The sequence below is a fragment of the Sorangium sp. So ce124 genome (assembly GCF_051525235.1).
Lineage (GTDB): Bacteria > Myxococcota_A > Polyangia > Polyangiales > Polyangiaceae > Sorangium > Sorangium atrum.
The window spans coordinates 4,700,719-4,725,755 of the sequence record NZ_CP150312.1; the positions used below are offsets into that span (position 1 = coordinate 4,700,719).

Annotated in this window: 16 protein-coding genes; 10 read left to right on the forward strand and 6 right to left on the reverse strand. The window is 73.2% G+C overall.

Features of this window, described 5'->3' with window-relative positions; genetic code table 11:
- Positions 1-140 precede the first annotated feature (140 nt).
- From WMF19_RS17665 to WMF19_RS17675, 3 genes are read right to left on the reverse strand one after another with little or no spacing between them, the layout of a single operon-like run.
- Positions 141-1,439, reverse strand: a complete 1,299-nt coding sequence (locus WMF19_RS17665; protein ID WP_437900169.1) for a DUF4147 domain-containing protein — start codon at positions 1,437-1,439, stop codon at positions 141-143.
- On the reverse strand, positions 1,436-2,164 hold the full coding sequence (locus WMF19_RS17670; RefSeq protein WP_437900170.1) for a hypothetical protein: 729 nt from the start codon (positions 2,162-2,164) through the stop codon (positions 1,436-1,438). The genes WMF19_RS17665 and WMF19_RS17670 overlap by 4 nt, the downstream gene beginning before the upstream one ends.
- A complete protein-coding gene (locus WMF19_RS17675) occupies positions 2,164-3,495 on the reverse strand; it encodes an HD domain-containing protein (RefSeq protein ID WP_437329755.1) in 1,332 nt (443 codons plus the stop codon). The genes WMF19_RS17670 and WMF19_RS17675 overlap by 1 nt, the downstream gene beginning before the upstream one ends.
- A gap of 1,031 nt (positions 3,496-4,526) precedes the next feature.
- Between WMF19_RS17675 and WMF19_RS17680 the strand changes: the two genes are divergently transcribed.
- Positions 4,527-6,644: a hypothetical protein gene (locus WMF19_RS17680; protein WP_437900171.1), complete on the forward strand. Its 2,118-nt coding sequence runs from the start codon at positions 4,527-4,529 to the stop codon at positions 6,642-6,644.
- A 282-nt stretch (positions 6,645-6,926) separates the two neighbouring features.
- Positions 6,927-8,636, forward strand: coding sequence for a serine/threonine protein kinase (locus WMF19_RS17685; protein ID WP_437900172.1), 1,710 nt, complete (start codon positions 6,927-6,929; stop codon positions 8,634-8,636).
- 39 nt (positions 8,637-8,675) lie between these two features.
- On the opposite strand, the gene mutH is transcribed toward WMF19_RS17685, so the two are convergent.
- A complete protein-coding gene (gene mutH / locus WMF19_RS17690) occupies positions 8,676-9,359 on the reverse strand; it encodes a DNA mismatch repair endonuclease MutH (protein WP_437901642.1) in 684 nt (227 codons plus the stop codon).
- Positions 9,360-9,762: 403 nt separating this feature from the next.
- Positions 9,763-13,308, reverse strand: coding sequence for a protein kinase domain-containing protein (locus WMF19_RS17695; RefSeq protein WP_437900173.1), 3,546 nt, complete (start codon positions 13,306-13,308; stop codon positions 9,763-9,765).
- Positions 13,309-13,801: 493 nt separating this feature from the next.
- Between WMF19_RS17695 and WMF19_RS17700 the strand changes: the two genes are divergently transcribed.
- Positions 13,802-15,001: an aminotransferase class V-fold PLP-dependent enzyme gene (locus tag WMF19_RS17700; RefSeq protein WP_437900174.1), complete on the forward strand. Its 1,200-nt coding sequence runs from the start codon at positions 13,802-13,804 to the stop codon at positions 14,999-15,001.
- Positions 15,002-15,029: 28 nt separating this feature from the next.
- Here WMF19_RS17700 and WMF19_RS17705 read toward each other — a convergent pair whose 3' ends face one another.
- Positions 15,030-16,070, reverse strand: coding sequence for a metallophosphoesterase (locus WMF19_RS17705; protein ID WP_437900175.1), 1,041 nt, complete (start codon positions 16,068-16,070; stop codon positions 15,030-15,032).
- Here WMF19_RS17705 and WMF19_RS17710 point away from each other — a divergent pair.
- The 7 genes from WMF19_RS17710 to WMF19_RS17740 all read left to right on the forward strand — a co-directional run bounded on the left by WMF19_RS17710 (position 16,065) and on the right by WMF19_RS17740 (position 25,033).
- Positions 16,065-17,813, forward strand: a complete 1,749-nt coding sequence (locus WMF19_RS17710; RefSeq protein ID WP_437900176.1) for a phosphoenolpyruvate carboxykinase (GTP) — start codon at positions 16,065-16,067, stop codon at positions 17,811-17,813. The genes WMF19_RS17705 and WMF19_RS17710 overlap by 6 nt on opposite strands.
- Positions 17,814-18,233: 420 nt before the next feature.
- Complete coding sequence (locus tag WMF19_RS17715) at positions 18,234-18,791, forward strand: GbsR/MarR family transcriptional regulator (RefSeq protein WP_272098226.1); 558 nt, start codon at positions 18,234-18,236, stop codon at positions 18,789-18,791.
- A gap of 91 nt (positions 18,792-18,882) precedes the next feature.
- A complete protein-coding gene (locus tag WMF19_RS17720) occupies positions 18,883-19,959 on the forward strand; it encodes a polyprenyl synthetase family protein (RefSeq protein ID WP_437900177.1) in 1,077 nt (358 codons plus the stop codon).
- Between the two features lie 71 nt (positions 19,960-20,030).
- On the forward strand, positions 20,031-21,305 hold the full coding sequence (locus WMF19_RS17725; protein ID WP_437329764.1) for a hydroxymethylglutaryl-CoA reductase, degradative: 1,275 nt from the start codon (positions 20,031-20,033) through the stop codon (positions 21,303-21,305).
- On the forward strand, positions 21,302-22,033 hold the full coding sequence (gene ubiE, locus WMF19_RS17730; protein ID WP_437900178.1) for a bifunctional demethylmenaquinone methyltransferase/2-methoxy-6-polyprenyl-1,4-benzoquinol methylase UbiE: 732 nt from the start codon (positions 21,302-21,304) through the stop codon (positions 22,031-22,033). Before WMF19_RS17725 ends, ubiE begins: the two co-directional genes overlap by 4 nt.
- A 33-nt stretch (positions 22,034-22,066) precedes the next feature.
- Positions 22,067-23,911, forward strand: coding sequence for a 2-succinyl-5-enolpyruvyl-6-hydroxy-3-cyclohexene-1-carboxylic-acid synthase (gene menD / locus WMF19_RS17735; RefSeq protein WP_437900179.1), 1,845 nt, complete (start codon positions 22,067-22,069; stop codon positions 23,909-23,911).
- Between the two features lie 186 nt (positions 23,912-24,097).
- Complete coding sequence (locus WMF19_RS17740) at positions 24,098-25,033, forward strand: 1,4-dihydroxy-2-naphthoate polyprenyltransferase (RefSeq protein ID WP_437900180.1); 936 nt, start codon at positions 24,098-24,100, stop codon at positions 25,031-25,033.
- Positions 25,034-25,037 lie beyond the last annotated feature (4 nt).

Below are 25,037 nucleotides of genomic sequence, written 5' to 3' on the forward strand. Positions count from 1 at the left end.
GCGCCGTAGTCCGCGCTGCGGCGTGAGCTCACGCGATTGTGCGTTGCCGCGTGAACTCACGCGCGCCGCCGCGCCTCAGCGCGCGTTGCCGCGTGAACTCACGCGCGCCGCCGCGCCTCAGCGCGCGTTGCCGCGTGAGCTCACGCGTGCGCGCCTCTGGGGAAGTCTCGCGCAACGATGTGCAGGTCCGTGAGGTTGTGACCTGTCGGCCCGGTCTCGACACGCGTGCCGAGCGCGCGGTGAACGACTGCGTCGTCGAAGCGCGCGAGCGCCGCGTCGATCGCGCGGTCGTCCATCGCGGCTGCTGCCGCGCGGGCGACGGCCGCGCCCGCGGCGCCGGAGCTGCCGTCGACGCCGTCGGAGGCCGCGCAGAGGAGCGCGACGTCGGGCGGCAAGCCGCGCAGGGCGGCGAGCGCGATCCATCCTGCGCGGCCGCCGGCGCCGCGGTGGGCCGGCAGCGCCAGCGTCGGCTCGCAGGGGATCACGGCCGCTTCGCCGGGAGCGAGGGTGCGCGCGAGCGCGAGGCGGCGCTCCACGATCGTGCGCGCATCGCCGTCCTCGGCAGGGGCGGCGGCGGCGCGGAGCCCTGTCCTGTCGGCGAGGGCCGCCGCCACACGCTCGGCGAGCTTGTCCGGATCGGCGAGCACGCGCGCTTCCAGGAGGCGCGCTTCCGCTGGCTTCAGCGACTCGCTGAGCGCGGGCGTGAGCCGCGCGAACCGGGGAGCCCAGCGCTCGAGGGCGGCGAGCGCCTCCTCCACGCGCGTCGGGTCCGGGACGGTGGGGCCCGAGCCGACGTCGTGCGGGAGTCCACCCACGACGTCGCTCATGAGCAGCGTCAGCACGCGCGCCGGGGCCGCCGCCGCCGCGAGCCGCCCACCCTTGATCCGCGACAGGTGGCGGCGAACGAGGTTGACGTCCTGGATCGGCGCGCCTGCTTCCAGGAGCTCTGCGACGACGGCCTGCTTGTCCGCCAGGGACACGCCCGGAGGCGGCGCGGCGATCAGCGCCGACGCGCCGCCGGAAAGGAGGGCGATCAGGAGATCCTCGGGCCCGAGCGCGGCCGCGATGGCGAGGGCCGCTTCGGCCGCGTCGACGCTGCGCGCGTCGGGGATGGGGTGCGCCGCGCGCATCACGCGCAGCGGGCGCAGCGTGGCCTCCTCGGGGTCGGTCGGCGATGTCGTCTCATCGCGCGCGGCGAGCGCCGGGGCCGCGACGGTGATGACGAGCCCTCCGGCGATCCTGTCACCCCAGCGGCGGAGCGCCCCCCGGGCCATCCCGGGCGCCGCCTTCCCCGCCGCGATCACGAACACGCGGCCGCGGTGCGCTCCGACCTCGGCGTCGAGCGCGCGCTCGACGAGCCCTGCCGGGTCGAGCTCCGTCAGCCCGGCGCGGAACGCGGCCACCAGCGCCGCGCGCAGCTCGCCGAGGGCAGCGCTCAACGGGTCCTCGCGCCAACCACGCCGCGCTGCACCGCCGCCCGGGCGGGGGCACGATCGCCCGCGTCGACGAGGTGCGCGCGGAGCACGTGGTGCCAGCCCAGCGTGACCGATACCATCGCCCGCTGCGCGTCGCGCGGGCCCTCGTCGCCCGAGAGCTCCGGCCCGCGGAAGCGGAGCGCACCCCGCACGCCGAGGAACGGGCCCGTGGCGTCTCCCAGGAGCGGCACGTCGAGCGACAGCGAGAGCTCGAGCCCGGGCTCCGCGGCGAGCCCTGCTCCCGGCGGCGCTTCCCAGAACGAGCCCACGCCGAGCGCGACGGAATCCATGAAGAGGTCGAGCCAGGGCGCGCTGCGCTCGAGATCGCTCGCATAGCGGGCGAGGAAGAGCGGCTGGATGAAGACGCCGCCCGCGATCGAGCGCGCGACGGGAGCCCCGTCTGCGCCGAGCGCGTCGGTGTAGTGCGCATACAGGCCGGCGGTCGAGAGGTACACCGCGGCGCCGCGCGCGCAGAGCGCCGGACCGCCGTCCGCGAACGAGGCGCCAGCGCCCGCGCGCAGATCGAGGTCTCCGTCCAGCCGGCCGTACGCCCCGTCGCCCTCCGCGTGCGCCGTGGACGCCCCCGCGAGCGCCGCGAGCGCTGCAACACCGGCGACCGCTCTGGCGATGGCGCGGCGCGCGCGCGCGGGCTCGGACGATCCCCGGGCTGCCTTGTTCCTGGTGGTCATCAGCGTATCAGCGCCTCCCGCACCGTGTCCCGCAGTTCGGGCGCGAAGAGGATCCGGGTGCGTGTCATCGTCTCGTTGCGCAGCCGATCCAGCAAGAAGGACACCTCGGCGGGGCGCCGCGGGCGCCCTTTGGAGTAGACGACCATGAGCGACTCGTCCTCGGCGTAGGGCGTGTCCTCGGCGACGTCGACGCCGACGTACACATCCGGGTCGAGCCCGCCGCTCTGCGCGATCTCGCGCACGGTCTCCAGCGCCGCCGCGCGCCGGGCGTCGCGCTCGGCCGGCGACTCGCCGGGCTCCGGGAACAGCTCGACCGACTTGAAGAGCGAGCGCACGCGCAGGCGGCGGGCGAGATCGGACAGCACGGGATCGGGCGCCGCTTCCCAGGCATGGATGGCCCCGAGCAGGACCTGATCGTCGAGCTCGAGGTACTGCTCCAGGGTGGGCATCTCGCCCACGGCCATCGCGGCGACGGCGGCGGGGACCTCGGGGATCCGGTCCCCGGCGGTGAGGCGGTTGACGACGCGCCGGAGGATGGCGCCGATCATCCACTCCGCGCTGCGCGTCGTCTTGTGGAAATAGACCTGTTGAAACATGAAGAAGCGGGCGAGCAGGAACGACTCTATCGCGCTCATCCCCTTCGTCCCGTCGATGGCGAGCGCGGGCGCTGGTGGGGCGGACGCGGCGCCGCCGCCGGGCATCTCCACCTGGACGTCGCTGAACCTGAGGCTGCGGAGCAGCCACGGCAGGTCGTACTCGCCGTACCTGACGCCCGTCGCGTGCGCGTCGCGGAGCAGGTAGTCGCAGCGATCGACGTCAAAGGTCCCGCTCACCGCCTTGGCGAGGTACGGCAGCTCGTGCCGTCCGCCGATGAGGTCGGCGACCCGCTGCGGGAGGTAGGGATCCTGGCGCACGAGCACCTGGTGCACGTCCGAGGACGGGTCGAGCAGGATGCGCTCGGTCCAGCGCTCGTGGTGGAGCGCTCCCGGCATGGCCTCCTCGAAGAGATGCGACAGCGGGCCGTGGCCGAGATCGTGCAGGAACGCTGCGGCGATCGCGTCGCGCGCGCGGTCGCTGGTCACTCTCTGCCAGAACGGAAGGTCGCGATCGATCTGACGGAGCCTCGCGATCAGGCGGCGCATCACGTGAGCGGCCCCGAGCGCGTGCGAGAAGCGGGTGTGCTCGGCGCCTGGGAAGGCGAGCGACGTCAGCCCGAGCTGACGGATGCGCCGCAGCCGCTGCACCTCGCGAGCGCCGAGCAGGCGCGGAACGATGGCCGCTTCGGCGCTCTCGAACTCGATCAAGCCGTGGACCGGGTCGCGCAGAATCAAGATGGGTCTCCACTCGACGCCATGGGCGCAAACGGCGCCGGGTCACTCAGGAGTCGCCTGATGGCGTCGATCCGCGGGCGTGTGCGCGGGGGAGAGGGCTCATTGCTTCGGGCGTGCGGTGTGGAGCACAGCATGGTGCGCCTCGAACAGGGGCGGGAAATCAAGGAGGTGTGCGACGTTCCCACGTGGGCCCGCGGGAAGGCAAGCGCGGCTCGTCGCCGAGCCTTCTTCGTGAGCGATCCAGCGAGCCGGTCAGCTCCCCCTGACGAGAACGACAGGCGCGCCGCATCGGGACGCCGCGAGCGTGGCGCGCGACGGAATTCATGCGATAGGGCCAGCCACGCCGAGGCGGAATCGCGCGGCGGACGTCGAGCGGCCGACGTCGCGGACGTCGCGGACGTCGAGCGAGCGGCAAACCGTGTCGAGCGTCGCGTGAGGCGAACGCGCGCGCGGCGCATCACGGCACCGCGAGCGTGGTCCCGCGGCCGCATGCGATTGCGTACGAGCGCGTGTGATTGCGTACGGTTGCGTGCGGTTTCGTGCGGTCGCGGTACACGGGACGAGCGCTCGAGATACGGGCTGAGATGCCTGAGGTGAATCGGGCGAACAGCGGGTGACCATGCGAGGAACGTGCGAGGAACGCGCGAGGAACGTGCGAGGACGACGCGAACCACAGCGGGGTGAACCGACGAACAACAGACGTGAACCGGCGTGAACCGGCGTGAACCGACGTGAACCTGCGAAGAACCGACGTGAACCGACGTGAACCGACGAAAAGGAGCCGCCGCGAGGCCAGCGAGCGAAATTGCGATCGGAGAAAATTGTGATCGACGGAGGAAAGTGCTCGATTTCTTGAAGCTGGACGAGCATCCTGGTGTACGGTAGGAGGCTGACTATTCCGCTGGTTAACGTGGGTCATCGGATATCCGGGAGATCAAGTCGAGCGCATGACCACAACCAACGGACGACAGTCGGGGCGGGAGCATCCTGCAGATGAGGAGCAAGGTCGGGTGACACGCGAATCGGGAGGCATGGCGAGCAGTGATGAGGCTGAGCTCGACGAGTCGCCGAGGCGGCTCGACGCCATCCTCCGCGCCCTCCCAGAGTCGGAGCTCAAGGGCCTCATCACACGCATGGGGATCCGCATCGACGCCGCGAAGCGCATCGACGCGCCCTCTCAGGCGGCGCGGGCGCTGGTCGGCCTCCCCGACGTGCGCGACCCGTCGCGGCTCCCGACCGCCAGCCGCGAGCTGCTCCATCGCATCGCCGAGGCGGGCGGCGTGCTCGTCGTCCCGTCGCTCCCGGCCGGGCTCGAGCCGCTCATCGCCCGTGGCGTGGTCTACGCGCGCAAGACCGACGAGGGCATCGAGCTCGTGCTCCCGGCCGCGTTCCTCGTCCAGCTGAAGAGCTGGGAGAGCGAGGATCCCCGGGCGATCCGGGCGCTGCTCGCGCAGGCGCCGTTCGAGACGATGAGCGCGATCGCGACGCACTACCTCGGCCGCCCGGCCACGCCGCCCATCGCGCTGTCCCTCGAGAACGCGTGGGAGACGCTGAGCGATCCGGACCGGCTCCGCGAGGAGATCGATCGCCTCGCGCCCGTCGAGCGCCGCCTGCTCGAGTCCATCGAGGCCGTCGGCGGTGAGGTGGACACGCAGGAGCTGCTCGATCTGGAGCGGGAGCCGATGCGCCTGCGCAGCGCGAGCGGGGTGACAGCGAGCCGCCGCGGCGCGGGCTTCGCGCTCGAGCGCCGCGCCTTCCTCATCCCGATCCATCCGAACCGGCACGTCGTGCCGACCGAGGTAGCGGCGATCGTCGGCGCGGATCGCCGCCGGATGCGCGAGAAGCGGCGCGAGCAGATCCGGTCGTTCGTCCTGGAGGAGGATCACGCCCCGCGGCGCGCTCGCTTCGCCTCGGATCCCGGGATGCTCGCGCTGGCGCTCGCGTACTGCGTGCGCGAGCCCGGCAGCGACGTGCGCCCCGGCGTCGGGACGCCGCGGTCGCTGCTCGTCCGGCTCGCGCAGCGCTTCGGGCGGGACGTCGAGGGCGTCGCGCTCGTCGCCGCGCTGTCGCGCGCCGTCGGGCTCTGGGACGCTTCGGCGGCGTCGCCCGCGACGCCGCCCGGCTCGCTCCAGGTGCAAGAGCTGACGCCGCTCCTGTTCACGACGTGGCGCCGCGGCGGCGCGTGGGATGAGGCGCGCGCCGAGCGGGAGGTGCTCCGGGTCGCGTCGGACAACCGCGACGCGAGCCCCATCGGCGCGCTCCGCGAGATGGTGCTCGACGCGCTCCACGACCTCGGCGAGGGCCGCTGGGTCCCCTGGCAGTCGCTGCAGGGCTACCTGGCGGCGGACGAGCGCATCGCGGGGGTCGAGCGGCTGGTCCGTCGCTGGGCCGAGCGCGCCTCGGTCGAGGCGCCGGAGGTCCCCGACATCACGCGGCGGATCGCGCTGGAGTCGTTGCCGGCGCTCGGGATCATCGATCTCGGCGGGGCCGAGGACGTGGCGAGCGCGGAGCTGGCCCTCCGGCTGACGCCGCGCGGGCGGGCGCTCCTCGCGGGCTCCGCGCCGAGCTCGGACAACAGCAAGAGCAAGTTCGTCGAGGCGCACGCGCTGCGCGTGGGCCCGAGCGCCAGGGTCGCCGCCGTGCTCGGGCTCTCGTCGTTCGCCGAGATCGGCCGCGTCGGCGATCAGGTCGATCTCCTGCTCACGCCGCCGTCGATCGCGCGCGCGCTGTCGGTGGGCCTCGACAGCGACGCGCTGCGCTCTCGCATCGAGGCGGTCGCGCCGCTGCCGGACACCATCTCGCGCATGCTCATCCAGGCGAGCGTCGTCATCGGCAAGGCGAGCTTCGTCGGCGCCTCCGGCTTCCTATGGATCGAGGATCCCGAGATCCGCGAGCTGCTCCGCACGCGGAGGCCGGCGGCCGAGATGTTCGTCGATCCGTCGCCCCCCTCGGGGTTGCTGATCGAGGCGGGTGTCGATCTGGAGCGGCTCATCCGGCGCTGTCGCGCGCTCGGCGTCGAGATCGAGGCCGATCTCGGCAACCTCAAGGCGACGCGGCAAACCCCGGCGCACGGCACCGAGGGACCGCACCGGACCTCGTCGACGGCGAACATGCGGCGCTCCCGGACTCCGCCAGCGCGCACCCGTTGAGCTCGCTGTCAACTGGCATTGCGGGGCCACGAGCGCAGGCCGACCGCTGAGCCGAACCTGAAGGAACCGCCGGGCGGTCGTCGGCGCTCACCGACGGACCGCGGGGGCGCTTCGTCCGCGGTGTGGCGGTGCGTGAGGCGCGCAGGCTGGCCCTGGGTTGCGCTTGCTTCCGCCTGTTCCACGCGCGCGTCCCACCTGGGAGTCGTTTTTTCGCAGCTCTTTGCATTCCTGCGGCGTGAGGGGAATCGCTTCGGAGAAGCGCGACGTGTATACCTTAGCTCGATGGCGCCCTCCTCTGGTGAGCCGGACTCGACCGAAGGAGAAGTCTCGGTCGGCCCGGAGACGGCTGCGTTTCCGCTCGGCCCGGGGGAACCGAAGGCTGACAACGTCTACACGATTGCGCCTGGCACCGTCATTGCGCGCAAGTACCGCGTCGAGCGCACGATCGGCCGTGGAGGCATGGGACTCGTGGTCGAGGCGCTGCACCTCGATCTCGATACGCGTGTCGCCATCAAGTTCCTGCTCCCGGAGTTCATGTCGTACACCGAGGCGTCGGAGCGGTTCATGCGCGAGGCGCGCACGGTCGCCAAGCTGCAGACGCCCCACGTCGTGCGCGTGCTCGACGTGGCCGCCCTCGAGAGCGGCGAGCCGTACATGGTGATGGAGCTGCTCGACGGCGTGGACCTCGCGGGCCACGCCGCCGAGTCGGGCACGCTCGCGATCGGCGAGTGCATCGATCACATCGTCCAGGCGTGCGAGGCGCTCGCGGAGGCGCACGCGCTCGGCATCGTCCACCGCGATCTGAAGCCGGCGAACCTGTTCCTGACGAAGCGCCCAGACGGCGCCCCGCACATCAAGGTGCTCGACTTCGGCGTCTCGAAGATCCTCACCGGCGACACGGGCAACGTCTCGCTCACGCAGACGACCACGATCCTCGGGTCCGCGCTGTACATGTCCCCCGAGCAGATGCGCTCCTCGAAGAGCGTCGATCCTCGCACCGACATCTACGCGCTCGGCGTGTGCCTCTTCGAGATCATCGGCGGCAGGCCGCCGTACGTCGCCGATAGCTTCCCCGAGCTGTGCGCGAAGATCTACACGTCGCCGCCCGAGGCGCTCCAGGACCTCCGCCCCGAGGTGCCGGAGGGCCTCGTCGAGGTGATCGAGAAGTCGATCGCGCGCGAGCCGGAGGATCGCTTCCAGTCGATCGCGGAGTTCGTTCAGGCGCTCGCGCCCTACGCCGCGCCGGGCACGCGCACGACCATCGGCGGGATCCTTCGCCAGCACGCCGTGGAGCTCGACCTGCCTCCGCCGGCGTCGCGGGCGGCCATGACGCGGACGTCGCGCGCGTCGCGCACGAGCAGCGGCGGGCCGTCGGTGAGCGACAGGGGCGCGCGCACGGGCAGCTCTACGCCCCCGGTGGAGGACGAGGTCCCGCGCCGCGGGCGCACGATGCTCTACGTGGCGGTCGGGGCTGTCGCCGTCCTCGTGGGCGCGTGGGGCGCGCTCCAGTTCCAGCGCAGCCGCTTCGCTGTGGGAGGGAGCGAGGCGACCGCTCCGGCGGAAGCGCCTTCGTCTGCCGACACGGCGGCTCCCGGCGCGCCGACGGCGACGGCGCCTCAGGCGCCGGACACGGCCGCGGCGAGCCCGACGGTCGCTGTCCCCGCGGGCGCCGCGCTGACCGCTGACGCAGGCGCGAGCGAGGCGGACGCAGGCCCATCGGATGCGGGCGTCAGCCCGATCGGGACAGCGGCGGATGCGGGGAGCGAGCCGTCCGCAGCGGGTACGACGGCGCCGAGCGCCAGCGCGGGCAAACCGCCGCGCGCCGGCGCTGGAGGGCGAGGGCGCACGCGCCCAGCGGAAGCCGGGGGGGCTGCCGTGGACGAGCCTGCGACGCCGCGCACCGTCACGCCGACCGTGAACGACGATCTCTCGCTGGAGACATGCACCGCCACGATGCCGGACGGCTCCAAGAAGGTCGTCCCCTGCAAGTGACGCGCGCCGCGGCGCCCGTTCGCGGAGGGGGCTCGCCGGTCACGCCGGGATCGCGGCCGGATCGCTCAGGATCGCGCCGGTGAAGCTGGGGCGCAGGTAGAAACCGCGCGGCAGCGCGGCGATCATCTCCCCGTCGCGTCCGAACGCGAGCGTCCGCGAGCGCCCGCTCGCGGCCTTCGGCCGCACCTGGAGCCAGCGCCCCGCGTGCGCGGTGAGCGCCTCGACGGCGCCGATGCCGATGAGCCCCATCAGGTCTTCGAAATCGGCGCGCAGGACGCGCTCCTGCGCGTCCGTCGGCCGCCAGAGCCGTGGGGCGCCCAGCCGTCGCTCCTCGCTCGGCCGGCCAGGAGAGGCGATGATCGGGACCCACAGCACACAGGCGAGCTTCGCGCGAGCGCGCGATGTCTCCCACTCCGCGCGATCGGCGTCCGAGAGGGAGATCGAGCAGACGAACGTCGACTCCTGCGGCGCCCCGGTCACGTCGACGGGGATCGTCTTGAGCTCGATCCCGAGGTGGGGAAAATCGGGCCTCGATGTCGAGCCGGCCGTCGCGCCGAGCGCGCGCTCGACGAGCGCGCCGGCGGCTCCCTTCGTGCGCACGCCTCCTCGGGGCACGGCGCAACCGAGCGCGCGCGCGAGATCGGCGAGCGTCAGGCCGGCGAGCGCGGCCGCCCGGCCCCGGAGCTCGGCTTCGTCGCGCGGCGGTTTCAGCGCAGGGATCAACGACGCCGCCCTTAGTACTACAGTTGCAGTTTGCTGCCTGGCGAACTGGCGCAACCATCTAAGCCTCGGGATGCTCGACGTCGGGCTCGGCGGGACGGTGGGCACCCGGGCTCTGCAGCTCGCACCAGGTTTGCGCGGAACCGCATTGGAACCGCATTGACGAGTCGTCCGGCCCGGAGCATGTGCAACTGTAGTATTAGAGCATCGCGGGGCGCGACTCCAGCGCTCAGCCGCGATCGAGAAAGGTTGGCCGCCGGGGTGCGCCGGTACGTCGATGGGGATCGAGCAGCGCTGACCCGGGGGCCATGGCGGCCTGATACGCGGCCCCCCCGAACGCGCCGCCGAGAAACAACCTACTGCTTAAAACCTTCTTTGGGCCGACAGGATTCAGAGGAAAAACGCATCAGGAATTTCCTGTATGGACTTTCCGGGGCCCACCAGCGTTGGGCCTGGCAGCCCGCTCGTCGTCGAGCGGCCATCTCAGGTCGGCGAGCTGACCGGTGATCCGCAGCAGCATCTCCCTCAAGGAGGAGGCGTTCGCGCGGTCGTTCGGGTTGTGTCGTAAACAGGCATACATGAACGCCGCGATGTCGGCGGTCCTCGGATCGTCGGCGATGCGCTTGATCGGCGCAGGGAGCCCGTCGTGCGTGACGTGCGCCGTGATGAGCGCGACCTCGGTGGGCGCGTCGAACAGCGTCTTGCCGGTGAGGATCTCGTAGGCGAGGCAGCCGAAGCTGTAGACGTCGGCGGTGAGCGGGGTCGGCGTGACCCCGGCGGGGACGACGCCCCAGATCTCCGGGGCGCCGTAGCAGCCGGTGGCGCAGCCGGGGCGGATGTGGCGGCCTGCGAGGCCGAAATCGACGAGCACGGGCTCGCGTCCCCCGCGAAGGATCACGTTGGTCGGCTTGATGTCGAGGTGCCCGACGCCGACGGCGTGCATGGCCTCCAGCCCGGCGAGGATGCCGTCGAGCAGCGCCACCGCGCTCCGGGAGGTGAGGCCTCGAGCGTCGAGCAGCTTGTCGCAGCGGATGCCCTCGATGAGCTCCATCACGAGGATCGGCTTGGGGCGGGCGCCCGCGTCGAACGTGACGAAGCGGGCGAGGTTCGGGTGATCGGGCAGCGATAGCAGCGCGCCCGCTTCCTCCCGGAAGAGGCGGAGGAAGTCGGCTTCCGAGACGCTCCTGGCCGCCGTGTGATCGTACTCCGGCACCTTGAGGGCGAACCGCTCCGCCGACGGATCGTGTCGCTCCTCGGTGCGGGTGACGACGAACACCGTCCCCAGCGAGCCGCCGCCGAGCTGGCGGTGCACGTAGAAGCCGCCCAGCGTGCGCCGGCTCGGAAGCCACGCGGGCAGCGGCTGCTCGGGCAGGGCGACCCCGCTCGGCGCGCTCGGCCGCCGGCCCGGGAGCAGCAGGACGCGCGGCACGACGAGGGCGACCACATCGGCGAGCGCGCTCGGGATGCTCGCGCGCGCGGCCGAGACGAGCGCCTCGATCGGCGCGGCGACGCTCGGCTCCGCGTCGCCTTCGTCCTGCAGCGCGACCTCGATGGCGAGGCGCAGCGGCTCGGTCGCGCCGGAGGGCGCCGAGGCCGGGTGCTCCCCGCAGCGCCGGCGCGCGCCCGCGGTCAGCTGCGCGAGGCGCGTCAAGGCCTCCTCCAGGGCGGCGAGCGGCGAGGCGTCCACGTCGCCGTCGCCCGCGCCGGTCAGCGCGCTGAGCGCGCGGGCCGCGTTCAGCGCGCCGAGCGCGCGCGAGAGGCGGGCGAGCGCGCCCCGCACGATCTCCGTGCGCTGCGACGCGCCCGCAGGGAGCGCCGTGACCAGCGCCTCGAGGGCGGCGATGCGCTCGAGCGCCACACGCGCGCGCTCGGCCTCGGCGAGCTCCGCGTCGAGGCCGCCTTGTCGGGTCGACCGGCGCGACGCCGGGGCGTCGCCCTCCGTCGCGCGCGCGCCGCCCTCGCGCCCGCCGCGCGCGAACCGCGCGTACGCGCGCAGCAGCTGGGCGACGTCCGGGTGCATGCTCGCCTGGCCGAGCACGTCGAGGTCGTCGGGGTCGCCGCCGCGCATCGCCGCGTGCAGGAAGATGTCGGCCGCGTCGGCGGCGCCTTCGCGCACGAGCGCGTCGAGGCCGCGGGCGACCGAGGCGGCGATGGCGCGGCGGAGCGACGAGCCGCGCTCGGCGCGCAGCCGGTCGAGCAGCACGCCGATGGCGCCCGTCCAGCGGGCGAGCACCCGCGCCTTGAGCTCGGGCTCGCTGCCGAAATCGGTGCTCTCTCCGTCGATCAGGTGGATGAGCGCGCGCAGGTTGCGCTGGTGCACGGTGACGTGCAGGGGCGGGGAGGCGCTCGCCCGGGCGGCGGGACCCTCGGCGCGGAGCAGCCAGCGAGCGAGCCGCTCGTCGAGATCGTCCAGGGAGGCGACCCCGGTCGCGTCCTCGCTCGGCCGCCGGTTCAGGAGCAGGAGGCTCTTCAGCAGGCCGGAGCCGAGCAGCTCGGCGTCGAGCTCGCGCACGAGCCCCAGCGCGGCCCTGCGCGCCGCGGTGCTCTGCGCGTCGTCGTGCTCGCAGAGCTCGATCTCCTCGAGCGCGCCCACCACCTCGGTCGCCAGGGCATAGGCCTCGAGCGCGCGGCCGTGCGCGTCGCGCGGGCCGGTCTCGACGAACGCCGCGACGGCGCTGTCGAGCGCGCCGCGCAGCAGCGCCACCCCGGCGCTGTCCATCGAGAGGTCGCGGTGGATGACGCGCGCAAGCGCCGCGAGCCCGTCGTCGCGGACGTGCGCGCTGGGCGGGGCCTCGAGCGCGTCCTCGAGCGCGCGGGCGCAGCGCGCCGCGGCGCGGGCGCCGAACGGCTCGCCGCGGCTCATCACGCCCCGGAGCTCGCGCCGGAGCTCGACGATCGCCTCGGCGGTCGCCATCGGGGAGGTGCGCGCGATCTCGTCGAGCAGCGCGTCGGCGGCCTCGGGCTCCGCGTCGGCCGCGACGGGGAGCCCCCAGGCCATCGCCGTGGCGATGCCCGGATCCGCGGCGAGCAGCGGGCTCCGGAGCAGCTCGATCGCGCGTCCGAGCGCGCCGTCCGGATCCACGGCGATGCTCGCGGCCAGCGACGCCGCGCCGCGCCGCCACTCGGTGGGGGAGAGATCCTGGGCGAGCAGCGCGCGCACCTCCTCGGCGAAGTCGGGCAGCACCCCGGCGAGCAGCCCGCGCGCCGCGGCCACGTGGCGCCACACGAGCGGCTCGCGATCGGCGAGGAGCGTCTGCCAGGCGAGCGCGATCCCGTCGGCGCTGCGGTCGAGGTCGCGCCGCCGCCCGTCGCCGACGTTGCGGAACAGCCGGAGCGGGAGGTCGTCGCCCTGCGTGGCCCGGCGGGTCGCCTCGCGGGCGGCGCGCTCGAGCAGGCGCGCGGCGAGGCGTCGCTCCGGGAGCGAGCCGGTCGATGGCGCGGCGATCCAGTCGCGCGACAGCTCGCGCCGCGAGGCGAGCAGGAGCGCGAGCGGTTCGACCGGGATGTCGGTGCCGGCGGGGAGCCAGAGCGAGAGCATCACGCGGGCGCGGATCCCTGCCCCGGACAGGCCGCGGGCCGAGCCGGCCGCCATGCGCGTCGCGAGCGCGACGAACGTCGCTGCGTTGCCGGCATAGAGCTGTCCCAGGACGCGCCTGCCCAGCTCGCGCCGCTCGGGCCCGAGCGGGAGCGCCCCGGCGATCTCGTAGAGCGCCACGCTCGCCGCGGCCGGCGCGAGCCAGCTCAGATCGTCGAGCAGCCCGTCGGCCATGGCGGTCTGGACGCTCCGGAGCAGGCCATCCGGGCTGAGAGAATCGAGCGGGGTCGATCCATCGAGCGCGTCGACCAGGGCCAGCGAGGCGATCGTCTGCCGGAAGAGCGCGCGGCGGACGTTCGGGTCGTCGTGGGACGTGAGGTCGACGAGCCCTTCGAGGTATTCCGCGCGCGGTCGCATCGGCAGGTTGCGCAGTCTAGCGCGCCGACGCGCCGGCCCCCCTCCCACGCCGCGGCAATCCTCGCCCGCCATGGAACCTCCCACCTCGATCCGGAGCGCGTGCCGCTCCACATGGCTCCGAGACAGCTACCTCCCCCTACGATGATCGGACCGGCCCGAGGCGCGCCCCCGCCGCGCGTTTCGCCTCCTCGCCCAGGCGAGCACGTCGTGGCACGGCGAGGAGCCGGCCCTGTCGACGCTCGATCTCCCGCAGAAGCGCCTCCTCTCGCGTCTGGCCGCCTGGGCCGTCGGCGCGCGCGTGGGGCAGCGGCAGATGGCAGAGAGCTCCGGGCCGCTCGACGCGTTGAGGACGCAATCCACGCATCCTGCGCAAGGCACCGCACCGCACGGACCGGCTGGGTGGAAGTGAGCAGCGAAGTGGGTTAAGCGGCAGCGCTACGGGGCCTCGTCGCCCAGCGTGTCCGCCGGGCGACGCCTCGACTGAAGAGCTGGAATGCAAGGAGACGTGGAACAGGGCTTCTCTCTCGACCTCGACGCGTTCCGCGCGGCGTACTCGCGCTTCCTCGCGCCGGCCGGGGACGCGGCGCCGCGCATCCTGCTCACGGGGCACTCGCACCAGGCCTGGCCTGATGTGGCGCGCGACGCGCTCGCCGCATGCTTCGACGACGCCGCGCGGCTCGTCGACGGCAAGTGGGACGCCGCGGTGTTGCCCAGGCTCTCGGCTGTCGGCGCGGCGATCCTGGAGCGGATGGGCTTCGAGCGCGGCGACGCCATCGCCTTCGGCCAGAACACCCACGAGCTCGTCTACCGGCTGATCTCGTCGCTTCCGCGGCGTGAGCGGCTCCGGATCGTCACCACGCAGGGCGAGTTCCACTCGCTCAGGCGCCAGCTCGCCCGCCTCGCCGAGGACGGCGTCGAGATCGACTGGGTGGCCGTCGAGCCGCGCCACGCGCTCGCCGACAGGCTGCTCGCGGCGCTCCGGCCGGGCACGTCGATGCTCGCGATCTCGGCCGTGCTCTTCGAGAGCGCGACGGTGGTGCCGCGGCTCGGCGAGATCGTCGCGCGCGCGGCCGAGATCGGCGCCGTCCCGCTCGTGGACGCCTACCACGCGTTCAACGTCGTCCCGCTCGCGTGGGGCAGCGCCGCGCCTCATGTCTTCGCTGTCGCGGGGGGCTACAAGTACGCGGCGATGGGCGAGGGGATCTGCTGGATGCGCGTCCCGCACGGCTGCGAGCTGCGTCCGGTCTTCACCGGCTGGTTCGCCGACTTCGGCTCGCTCGCGGGCAGCAGCGGGGGCGTCGCGTACGCGCCCGGGGGCGCGCGGTTCGCGGGCTCGACGTTCGACCCCTCCGCGGTCTACCGCGCCGCCGCGGTGATCGCGCACTGGGATCGCTTCGGCCTCACCGTGCCGCGGCTGCGCGCGATATCGCTCCGGCAGACCGGGCGCATCCTCGACGTCCTCGACGCCGCGGGCCGCGGCGGCGACGTCGTCTCGCCCCGCGAGCCCGAGCGCCGGGGCGGCTTCGTCGCCGTCCGCTCAGCGCGGGCGGGCGACGTCGTCGAGCGCCTCCGCGCCCGGCGCGTGCTCGTCGACGCCCGGCGTGACGTGCTGCGCATCGGCCCCGCGCCGTACCTCACCGACGCCGAGATCGACCAGGGCGTCGCGGCCCTCGTCGAGGAGCTCGGTCGATAGCGCTCTGGCGACGCTCTCGTCGGGACGCTCAGGGTTCGCTGTGGACGCGCGGCGCGTCGGGGTACAGCGACCGGAGCCCGCGCCAGGCGACGTCGGCCGCGCTCTCCGCGGGCTCGGCGAGATCCCATTCCAGGTAGAGCTTGTCGCCGTCGTAGCAACCGAAGCTCGTCGACAGGCAGAGCAGCGGCTCGCGCTCGGTGGCATACCCCTCGCGCGCGACGTCGTGCCCGTAGATCGCCACGCGAGCGTCCGGGTCGATCGCGCGGAGGAAGGCATGGGCGCGGTCGCTCGACGTGCTCCGCGCCCAGAGCAGCGCGCCGAGCGTCCCGTGCAGGCTCATCTCCGAGAGCGGCACGTCGAGGAACCCGTCGAGCGGGAGCCGATCGAGATCTTGCCGGCTCTGGATGCGGGCGTGCGGCGCCGCATGCAGCATGACCAGCCGGGCCGCGCGCGCGGCCGCCACGAACGGCCATCCGCGGAACCAGCTCCGCATCGCCAGCGTGTCCTCCGGGCCGAGGAGGTCTTCGAGCCGCAGCGCCTCGTCCGGGAAGAATTTGGCCACCACCGGACCTCCCACGTGCGCGTGCTCGTGGTTGCCGAGCAGGTAGTGAACCCTGCCGGGGTGGCGTTCCGCGAGACTCCTCGCCTTTTTCAACAAGGTCACGGAATCGCCCCGGTAGAACGAGCCCAGATAGTCGGGCCATTCACCTTCGTCGAGCTCGGGCCCGTGGACCAGGTCGCCCGTGATCACGAGGACCGCGCCGTCACGGCCGGTCGCCGCCCGCTCGAAGATCTCGGCGATTCGCTCGAAATCCGCGACATTGCCCTGTAAATCGGTGGCGACGATGAGTCTGCCCCGATCAGGGAGGTCGACGACACGCTGCACGTCTCCAGCATAGCCGAACGTCCCTGCGTTCGCCTCGCGTGAACTGAGCCGATCCGACGCGTGAACGCCGGCCGGCTGCGACGCCACGCCCTCTGCCAGATCATCCAGATTTGACGAAATACTACAATAGTACTGTGACTTGGCGGAGGTTCTCGCTCGGGCTAGGCTCGCAGTCGTATGCAAAACCGGAAACTTTCAGCGTGGGTGGACGAGGTCGCCCATCAGACGCGGCCTGATCGGGTCGTCTTCTGTGACGGCTCCGAGGCGGAGAACCGAACGCTGATCCAGGGGATGCTGAGCGACGGTACGCTCCTCGCGCTCGACGGGGAGAGATACCCCAACTGCTATCTTCACCGGAGCGACCCGACCGACGTCGCCCGGACTGAGCACCTCACGTTCATCTGCACTCGCGACAAGGAAGACGCGGGCCCGACGAACAACTGGATGTCGCCGGACGAGGCCTCGCAGCGGGTCGGACGGCTGTTTGACGGGGCGATGAAGGGGCGGACGATGTTCGTCGTCCCGTACCTGATGGGCCCAGTGGGATCGCCCTCCTCGAAGGTCGGAATCGAGATCACCGACAGCCCTTATGTCGTGGCGAACATGCGGATCATGACCCGTATGGGCCGGGTCGCGCTCGATGCGCTGGGCAGCTCCGAGGACTTCTGCAGGGGGCTGCACTCGCTCGGGGACCTGAGCCCCGAGCGCCGCTTCGTCTGCCATTTCCCGGCGGAGCGGCTCATCTGGAGCGTCGGCTCCGGGTATGGGGGCAACGCGCTGCTCGGGAAGAAGTGTTTCGCGCTGCGCATCGCGAGCACGATGGCGCGCGACGAAGGGTGGCTCGCGGAGCACATGCTCATCCTCGGCCTGGAGGACCCGGGAGGGCGGGTGACGTACGTCTGCGCGGCGTTCCCGAGCGCCTGCGGGAAGACGAACCTCGCCATGCTGGTGCCGCCGGCGTCCCAGAAGGGGTGGAAGGTGTGGACGGTCGGCGACGACATCGCCTGGCTGCGGATCGGCCGGGATGGCCGGCTCTGGGCGATCAACCCCGAGGCCGGCTTCTTCGGCGTGGCGCCGGGGACGAGCTCGAAGACGAACCCGAACGCCCTGGCGACGGTGGCCAGGAACTCGATCTTCACGAACGTGGCGCTCACGCCGGAGGGGACGCCGTGGTGGGAGGGCTTCGACGGTCCGGTGCCGCCGGTGCTCACCGACTGGAGGGGACGCCGATGGACGCCCGACAGCAAGGAGCCCGCGGCGCATCCCAACAGCCGGTTCACCGCGCCGGCCCGCCAGTGCCCGTCCATCTCGACGGAGTTCGAGGCCGCAGCGGGCGTGCCCATCTCGGCCATCGTCTTCGGCGGACGGCGCGCGCGCCTCGCGCCGCTCGTCTGTGAGGCGCGCGGCTGGGCTCACGGCGTCTATCTGGGCGCGACGATGGCCTCGGAGACGACCGCGGCGGCCACCGGAAAGGTCGGGGTCGTCCGCCGGGACCCGATGGCGATGCGCCCCTTCTGCGGATACAACATGGGCGATTACTTCGGGCACTGGATCGAGCTCGGCGAGAACCGCGCGGCGTTCCCGAAGATCTTCCACGTGAACTGGTTCCGGCAGAGCGAGGCGGGCGCGCTCCTCTGGCCAGGCTTCGGCGAGAACCTCCGCGTCCTCCGCTGGATCGTCGCGCGCGTGCGCGGGGAGGCGAAGGGGCGCGACACGGCGGTCGGGATCATGCCCGCGGACGGCGAGCTCGATACGAGCGGCCTCGGCGTGAACGACGAGGCGATGCGCGAGCTCTTCGCGATCGATCGCGACGCATGGCTGGAGGAGGCGCGCGATCGCGAGGCGTTCCTGGAGTCGTTCGGCTCGCGCATGCCCGAGGCGCTGCTCCGGCAAAACCGGGATCTCATGGCCCGGATGCGCGCGTGAGCTAGCGCGGTCGAGAGCGGTTCAGACGCGGTTTACGGCTGATTCACGCTTGATTCACGCCCGATCACGCCTGATTCACGCCACGCACTGCCGCGAGGCCCGGAACGGCCCCCGGCCGAAGGCTCGCGGAGCTGACGCGCGAGCCCTGCCCAGGAGCATCCCGGCGCTCGACGCCAGGCCGCGCGGGCGCGCGGCCCGGGAAGAGTGACGCGCGGGCGCGCGGCCCGGGAAGAGTGACGCGCGGGCGCGCGGCCCGGGAAGAGTGCCGCGCCTGCGCGCGGCCGAGGAAATGACGCGCGCGCCCGCGCCGGCCCAGGAACCGACCTGCCCGTCCGCGCTACATGGCGAGAACGGTCGGGAATGTCTTGACGCCGGCGCAAGTAGGCCCACACAGTTCTTTCAAAGAATTCTGAAACTTTCATGAGCCACGCAAGCGACATCCATCGCCAGGCGGAGCTGCTCGCGGCGGACGCGATCGGCGACGTCATCGAGCACTGGGGCTTCCGCCGGGTGCTCGGGCGGATCTGGACCGTCCTGTTCATCGAGGGCGGAGCCCTCGCCGCCGCCGAGATCGGCGAGCGGCTGCAGGTTTCCTCCGGCGCAATGAGTATGTCGCTGACAGAATTGCAAAGGTGGGGTGTAGTACGAAGAGTATGGAAACCGGGAGAGCGGAAGGAGTTCTTCGAGGCCGAGACGGACTTCTGGAAGATGATTTCCAAAGTGTTCGCCGAGCGCGAGCGGCTGATCGCCGACTCCGTGAGGGAGCGCCTCGAGCGGGCTTCGGCGCTGCTGGAAGGCCTGCCTCCCACCGAAGCCGCCCGGTTCAGCCTCGATCGGGTGGAGCGGCTCCTCTCGTTCGTGATCGTCGCGCAGGCGGCGCTCGACGGGTTCATCAAGAGCAGGACCGTGGATTTCTCGCGGTTCGGGGATCTGGTCCGGTTCCCCATCCGCGCCGTGCGTTCCCGGCGAGGCGCCTAGCGGGACCGTGATTTCGGAGGGCTCGACCGTCACGGGGGGCCCCGCGCGGTGCGGGGCGCAGCGTGCGCTCGTGCTTCCAGGTGGAGATGGGATGACTGCGACTACAACGTTTACTGGGACGGTCCAGCGGAGCGATGTCGTCTCGAGCCTCGGAGGCATGTGCGCTGGGCGAGGGCTCGACGCGCTCGCAGCGCGCCTCGCGGAGCTGAGGCGCCTGCTCGACGGGGACCTCGGCGACATCGAGCGCGAGATCGCGAAGGTCGGGCTGGACGGCGAGACGCCGGCGCACCGGAGCGCGCGGCACTTGCTCGGCCTCAACGGCAAGCGGCTGCGGCCCATCTGCGTCGCGCTGGCCTCCCACATCGGGAGCGGCTTCAACGACGCCGCGCGGACGTTCTCCGTGGCGGTCGAGCTGGTCCACAACGCGACGCTGCTGCACGACGATGTCGTCGACCTCGGCGACCGCCGGCGAGGCGCGGACGCGGCGCGGGTCATCTACGGCAACGCCGCCTCGATCTTCGGCGGCGACTACCTCCTGCTCGACGCGCTCTCCAAGATCCAGGCGGTCGGCATGACCGACGTGCTCGAGCGGGTGCTCCTCGTGATCAAGGAGATGGTCGTCGCCGAGGCGCTCCAGCTCGCGTCGCGGGGCCGCGTGCGCACGAGCACGAGCGAGTACTTCCAGATCGTCGACGGCAAGACGGCGTCGCTGTTCCGCTGGGCGATGTTCGCAGGGGCGCGCGCGGGCGGCGTGAGCGAGCCGCTCTGCAAGGCGCTCGAGAGCTTCGGGACGAGCCTCGGGGTCGCGTTCCAGCTCGTCGACGACGTCCTCGACTTCGCGGGCGACCCGGAGGCGACCGGCAAGGCGCTGCTCACGGACCTGCGCGAGGGCAAGATGACGTACCCGCTGCTCCTCGCGATGGAGCGCGACCGCGAGCTCACGCCCGCCCTCGAGGCGCACTGCGCGTCGGAGGACACGGCCGTCGAGCCGGAGCTCGGCCGGCGCATCGCGCAGATCATGGTCGAGAAGCGCGTCGTGGACGACTGTCTCGAGCTCGCGTCCCGGCTCTGCGGGGACGCGGTGCGGAGCATCGAGCCGCTCCCGGAGAGCCCGGCGAAGGCGGCGCTGGAGGGGGTCGCGATGTCGACGCCCCGGCGGAGGCGGTGAGCGGCGATGACGAACCCCTTGATGCAGTGCGCGGAGCGCGCGCTCCTCTCGCGAGCGCGCGGAGACACCCGATGAGCCAACACGTGTCCAGCCGGATCAGCGGCTTCTACAAGCGGTGCCTCGAGGAGCGGCTCAGCGCGATCCAGGCGCTCGGTCTGCTCGACGAGGAGGCGCTCGCGCACCTCGCCAGCGGGGGAGGGCTGCCGACGGCGGTGGCCGATCGGATGTGCGAGAACGTCATCGCGACGCACGCGCTCCCGCTCGGCCTGGCGCTGAACTTCCGCGTGAACCAGCGCGACGTGCTGGTGCCGATGGCGGTGGAGGAGCCGAGCGTCATCGCCGCAGCGTCGAACGCGGCGCGCATGGTCCGGCGGTCGGGCGGCTTCTCGGGCGAGGCGGACCCGCCGATCATGACCGCCCAGGTCCAGCTCGACGACGTGCCGGACGCGGAGGCGGCCGCGGGCCGGCTGGAGGCGGCCCGCGCGAGCCTGCTCGCGGCCGGGGACGCGGCCATCCCCAGGATGGTGGCGCGCGGCGGCGGTTGCCGCGATCTCGAGGTGCGCGTCCTCTCGGCGGAGCTCGGCGTGCTCGTCGTGCACCTCTACGTCGAGGTCGGCGACGCCATGGGAGCGAACCTCGTCGACACCGTGGCGGAGGCGGTGGCGCCGCTCGTGCAGCGCATCGCCGGCGGGACGCTGGGCCTGCGGATCCTCTCCAACCTGACCGTCCGCCGCCTCGTCCGGGTGACGGCCACCGTGACGGACGACGCGCTCGGGGGCGCGGACGTGGCGAGCGGCATCGCGCGGGCGAGCCGCTTCGCGGAGCTCGATCCGTACCGGGCGACGACCCACAACAAGGGCTTCATGAACGGGCTCGACGCGGCCGCGGTGGCGCTCGGGCAGGACTTCCGCGCCATCGAGGCGGGCGCGCACGCGTACGCGTCGCTCGGCGGCCGGTACCGGCCGCTCAGCACGTGGGAGCGCATCCCCGACGGGCTCGTGGGGCGCGCGGAGCTGCCGCTCGCCGTCGGCACGGTGGGCGGCGCGACCGAGGTGCACGCCGGCGTGCGCGCCGCGCTGCAGCTCGTGGGCGCGAAGAGCGCGCGCGAGCTCGCGGTGGTGCTGGCGTCTGTCGGGCTGGCGTCCAACCTGGCGGCGCTGCGCGCGCTCGCGAGCGAGGGTATCCAGCGAGGCCACATGCGGCTCCACGAGCGGAAGCGCGCGCTCGGCGTCACGTCCACAGCGGGCGGGGAGGCCGCCGGGCCGGCGTCCGGCGAAGGCAAGCGGTTCGCCGCAGAGCGAGCCGAGGCGCCGCGCGCGGCGCACCAGGCGGGAGGCGGGACATGAGCGCCGCGAGCCAGGATCAGGCGCCGCGCGGCGGGCGCCGCTTCGGCACGGGCGAGATGTTCGACGGCATCGCCGAGCGGTACGACCTCCTGAACCGGGTCATCTCGCTGGGGCTCGATCAGGGCTGGCGGCGGCGCGCGGTGCGCTCGCTCGAGCTCTCGCCCGGCGCGACCGTGCTCGACCTGGCGACGGGCACCGCCGATCTCGCGATCGCGATCGCGCGAGAGCACGACGTGCGGGTCATCGGGGTCGATCCGTCGCAGGGGATGCTCGGCGTCGGCCGCCGGAAGGTGGAGGCCGCGGGGCTCGCCGGGCGGATCGATCTCGAGGTCGGCGACGCGCAGCAGCTCCGGCTCGGCGACGCGAGCGTCGACGCCATCTCGATGGCGTTCGGGATCCGCAACGTCCCGGATCGCGCGCGGGCGCTCCGCGAGATGGCGCGCGTCACGCGGCCCGGGGGGCGCATCGCGATCCTCGAGCTCAGCGAGCCGCGCAGCGGGCTCATGGGCAAGCTCGCGCGCTTCCACATCCACACGGTCGTGCCGTACGTGGGCGGCGCGATCTCGGGCAAGGACGAGTACCGGTACCTGCAGGACTCGATCGCGAGGTTCCCGCCGCCGGACGAGTTCGCGGAGCTGATGCGCGAGGCGGGGCTGCGCGTGCTCCGCGTGGAGCCGCTCACGATGGGCGTCGTGTGCCTCTTCGTCGCGACGCCCGAGGGGGCCTGACGTGCGCGCGAGAGAGGGCCTCGGGGGGCGGTGATGGGCGGGTCGAACCTCCACTCTGCCTGGGCGCAGCTGTTCGTCCGCGCGCTCGCGCAGGCGGGGGTGCGCGACGTGGTCCTCTGCCCCGGCTCGCGCTCCACGCCGCTCGCGATCGCGGCGATGGAGAGCGAGGAGGTGCGCTGCCAGAGCGTCGTCGACGAGCGCGCCGCCGCGTTCTTCGCGCTCGGGCAGGCGCGCGTCACCGGCCGGCCCAGCGTCTTCGTCTGCACCTCGGGCACCGCCGGCGCGCACGCGCTCCCGGCGATCATCGAGGCGCACCAGAGCTTCACCCCGTTCATCGCCATCACGGCCGACCGCCCGTGGGAGCTCGCCGACGCCGCGGCCTCGCAGACCATCGATCAGACCAAGCTCTTCGGCGACCACGTCCGTCACTTCGCCGAGCTCGGGCTGCCGGATCCGTCGCCCCTCGCGATGCGCGCGGCGGCGCGCATCGCGGCCCAGGCGGTCACGCGCGCGCTCTCGCCGACGCCGGGCCCGGTCCACATCAACGCGCGCTTCCGCAAGCCGCTCGAGCCGGTCGACGCGGCCGGGCCCGAGCCATGGCAGGCGGAGTGGGAGGCGCTGATGCGCCGCGGCGGCACGCGGGTCGTGTCGGCCCGCGCCGGGGTCGATGGGCGCGCGATCGAGGAGATCGCCGCGCGCTGCGCGCGCGCGGAGCGGGGGCTCATCGTGTGCGGCCCCGCCCAGAGCCGAGAGGACGACGCGCGCGCGCGCCGCGCGGTGCTCGCGCTCTCGCGCGCGACAGGCTTCCCGGTGCTCGCCGAGGGCACGAGCCAGATCTGCTTCGGCGGCCTCGCCGAGGGCGTCGTGATGCCGGCGTCGTTCGATTCGTTCCTCCGCGCGCCCGAGTTCCGCGCGGCGAACGCGCCCGACCTCCTCCTCGAGCTCGGCGCCCCGCCGACATCGGCCGGGTACGCGACCTACATCGCCGAGCACGCGAGCGCCCGCCGCGTCGTCGTCTCCTCGCACGGCTGGAACGACCCGACGAGCGCCGCGGCCGCCCTCGTCATGGGCGAGCCCGTGGAGGTGTGCGAGGCGCTCGCGGCGCGCCTCGCCGGGGCGGCGCTGAGCCTGGGGCGCGGGCGGCGGGACTGGGCCGCGACGTTCGCGCGCGCCGGCGAGATCGCGGCGGCGCACGCCGCGCGCGCTTGCGCCGGGGACGAGCTGACGGAGGGCGCCGTCGCCCGGATGGTGGCCAGCGCGTGCCCGGCAGGCTCGCTGCTCGCGATCGGCAACAGCATGCCGGTGCGCGACCTCGACACGTACTGCCCGCCGTCGGCGCGCGCGCTGCGCGTGCTGCACCAGCGCGGGGCGAGCGGGATCGACGGCCTGGTGTCGGGGGCGGCCGGCGCCCGCGCGGCCGCCGCCGCGCCGGTCACGTTGCTGCTCGGCGATCTCAGCCTGCTGCACGATCTGACCGGGCTGCTCCTCGGGGCGAAGGCGGCGGGCGACGGCCGAGCGCCGCTCGTCATCGTGGTGGTCCAGAACGACGGCGGCCGCATCTTCGAGCACCTCCCCATCGCCAGGCGCGGCGCCGAGCTGCTCGAGCGGTGCTTCACCATGCCGCAGCACCTCGATTTCGCGCCCGCGGCGGCGATGTTCGGGCTCGCCTACGAGCGCGCCGGGACCGCCGGAGATCTGGCCCGCGCGCTCGCCGCTGCGTACCAGAGGATGGGCGCGACGCTGATCGAGGCGGTGGTGCCGCCCCACGACGGCGCCGCCCGCGTGGCGCGGCTCTGGTCCGACGTCCGCCGCGACGTCGCGGCCCTGGTCAGCGCGCCGGCCGCGGAGGGGGCGGCGGCCGATCTGCAGTCTCCATGAGCGGCGCGCGCGCCGAGAACCCCGAGCTTGCCGAGAGGGATCCACGATCATGAGCCAGGTCAACGCGAACACGAGTCCTGCACCCGACGATGTCGCGCGCGGCGCTTCCGGCGAGGACGCCGCGCAGCGCGGGAGCGCTCGCGCCGCCGCGGGAGCGCGCGGGCTCCGCGAGGCGGGGAGGGGATCGTGAGCGCCGCGGCGGCTCCTCAGGCGGCGGGCGCGGCGGCCGCGGGGGGCGTGCGCCCCGGCTCGCTCCGGGCGTGGCTCCTCGCGTCCCGGCCGGCGACGCTCACCGCGGCGGTCGCGCCGGTCATGGTCGGGACGGCCGTCGCCTACGCGCTCGGCGGGATGCGGCTCGGCCCGGCGCTCTCGGCGCTCGCGGGCGCGATGCTCATCCAGATCGCGACGAACTTCGCGAACGACGTCTTCGATCACGAGAAGGGGGCCGACACGCACGAGCGGCTCGGTCCCACGCGCGCCGTGCAGGCGGGGCTGCTCACCGCGCGCCAGGTGCGCGCCGGGCTGCTCGTCACGATCGCGCTCACGCTGCCGTTCGGGGTCTACCTGGCGTTCGTGGGCGGGTGGCCCATCGTGGTGATCGGCGTCGTCTCGATCCTCGCTGGCGTCGCGTACACCGGCGGGCCGTACCCGCTCGGCTATCACGGCCTCGGCGACCTCTTCGTGTTCGTGTTCTTCGGCCTCGTCGCCGTCTGCGGTACGGCGTTCGTCCAGCTCGGCTCGGTGCCCCCGCTCGCGTGGGCGGCGGCCGTGCCGATCGGCGCCATCGCCACCGCCGTGCTCGTCGTGAACAACGTCCGCGATCGCGAGACGGACGTCGTCGCCGGCAAGCGCACGCTCGCCGTCCGGCTCGGGCGCCGCGCGGGCGTCATCGAATACGCGATGCTCTTCGCCGTCGCCTACGCGGTGCCGGTCGCGCTCGCGGTCGGCGAGGGCCGGCGGTGGACGCTCCTCGTGTTCGCGACGTTCCCTCGCGCGGTGCGCCTGCTCCGGGTGCTGGCGACGACCGACGGCCGGCCGCTCAACGAGTGCCTCGCCGGGACGGCGAAGCTGCTGCTCGCCTACGCGCTGCTCTTCTCGCTCGGCCTCGCGGCCCAGCTGTAGGGAT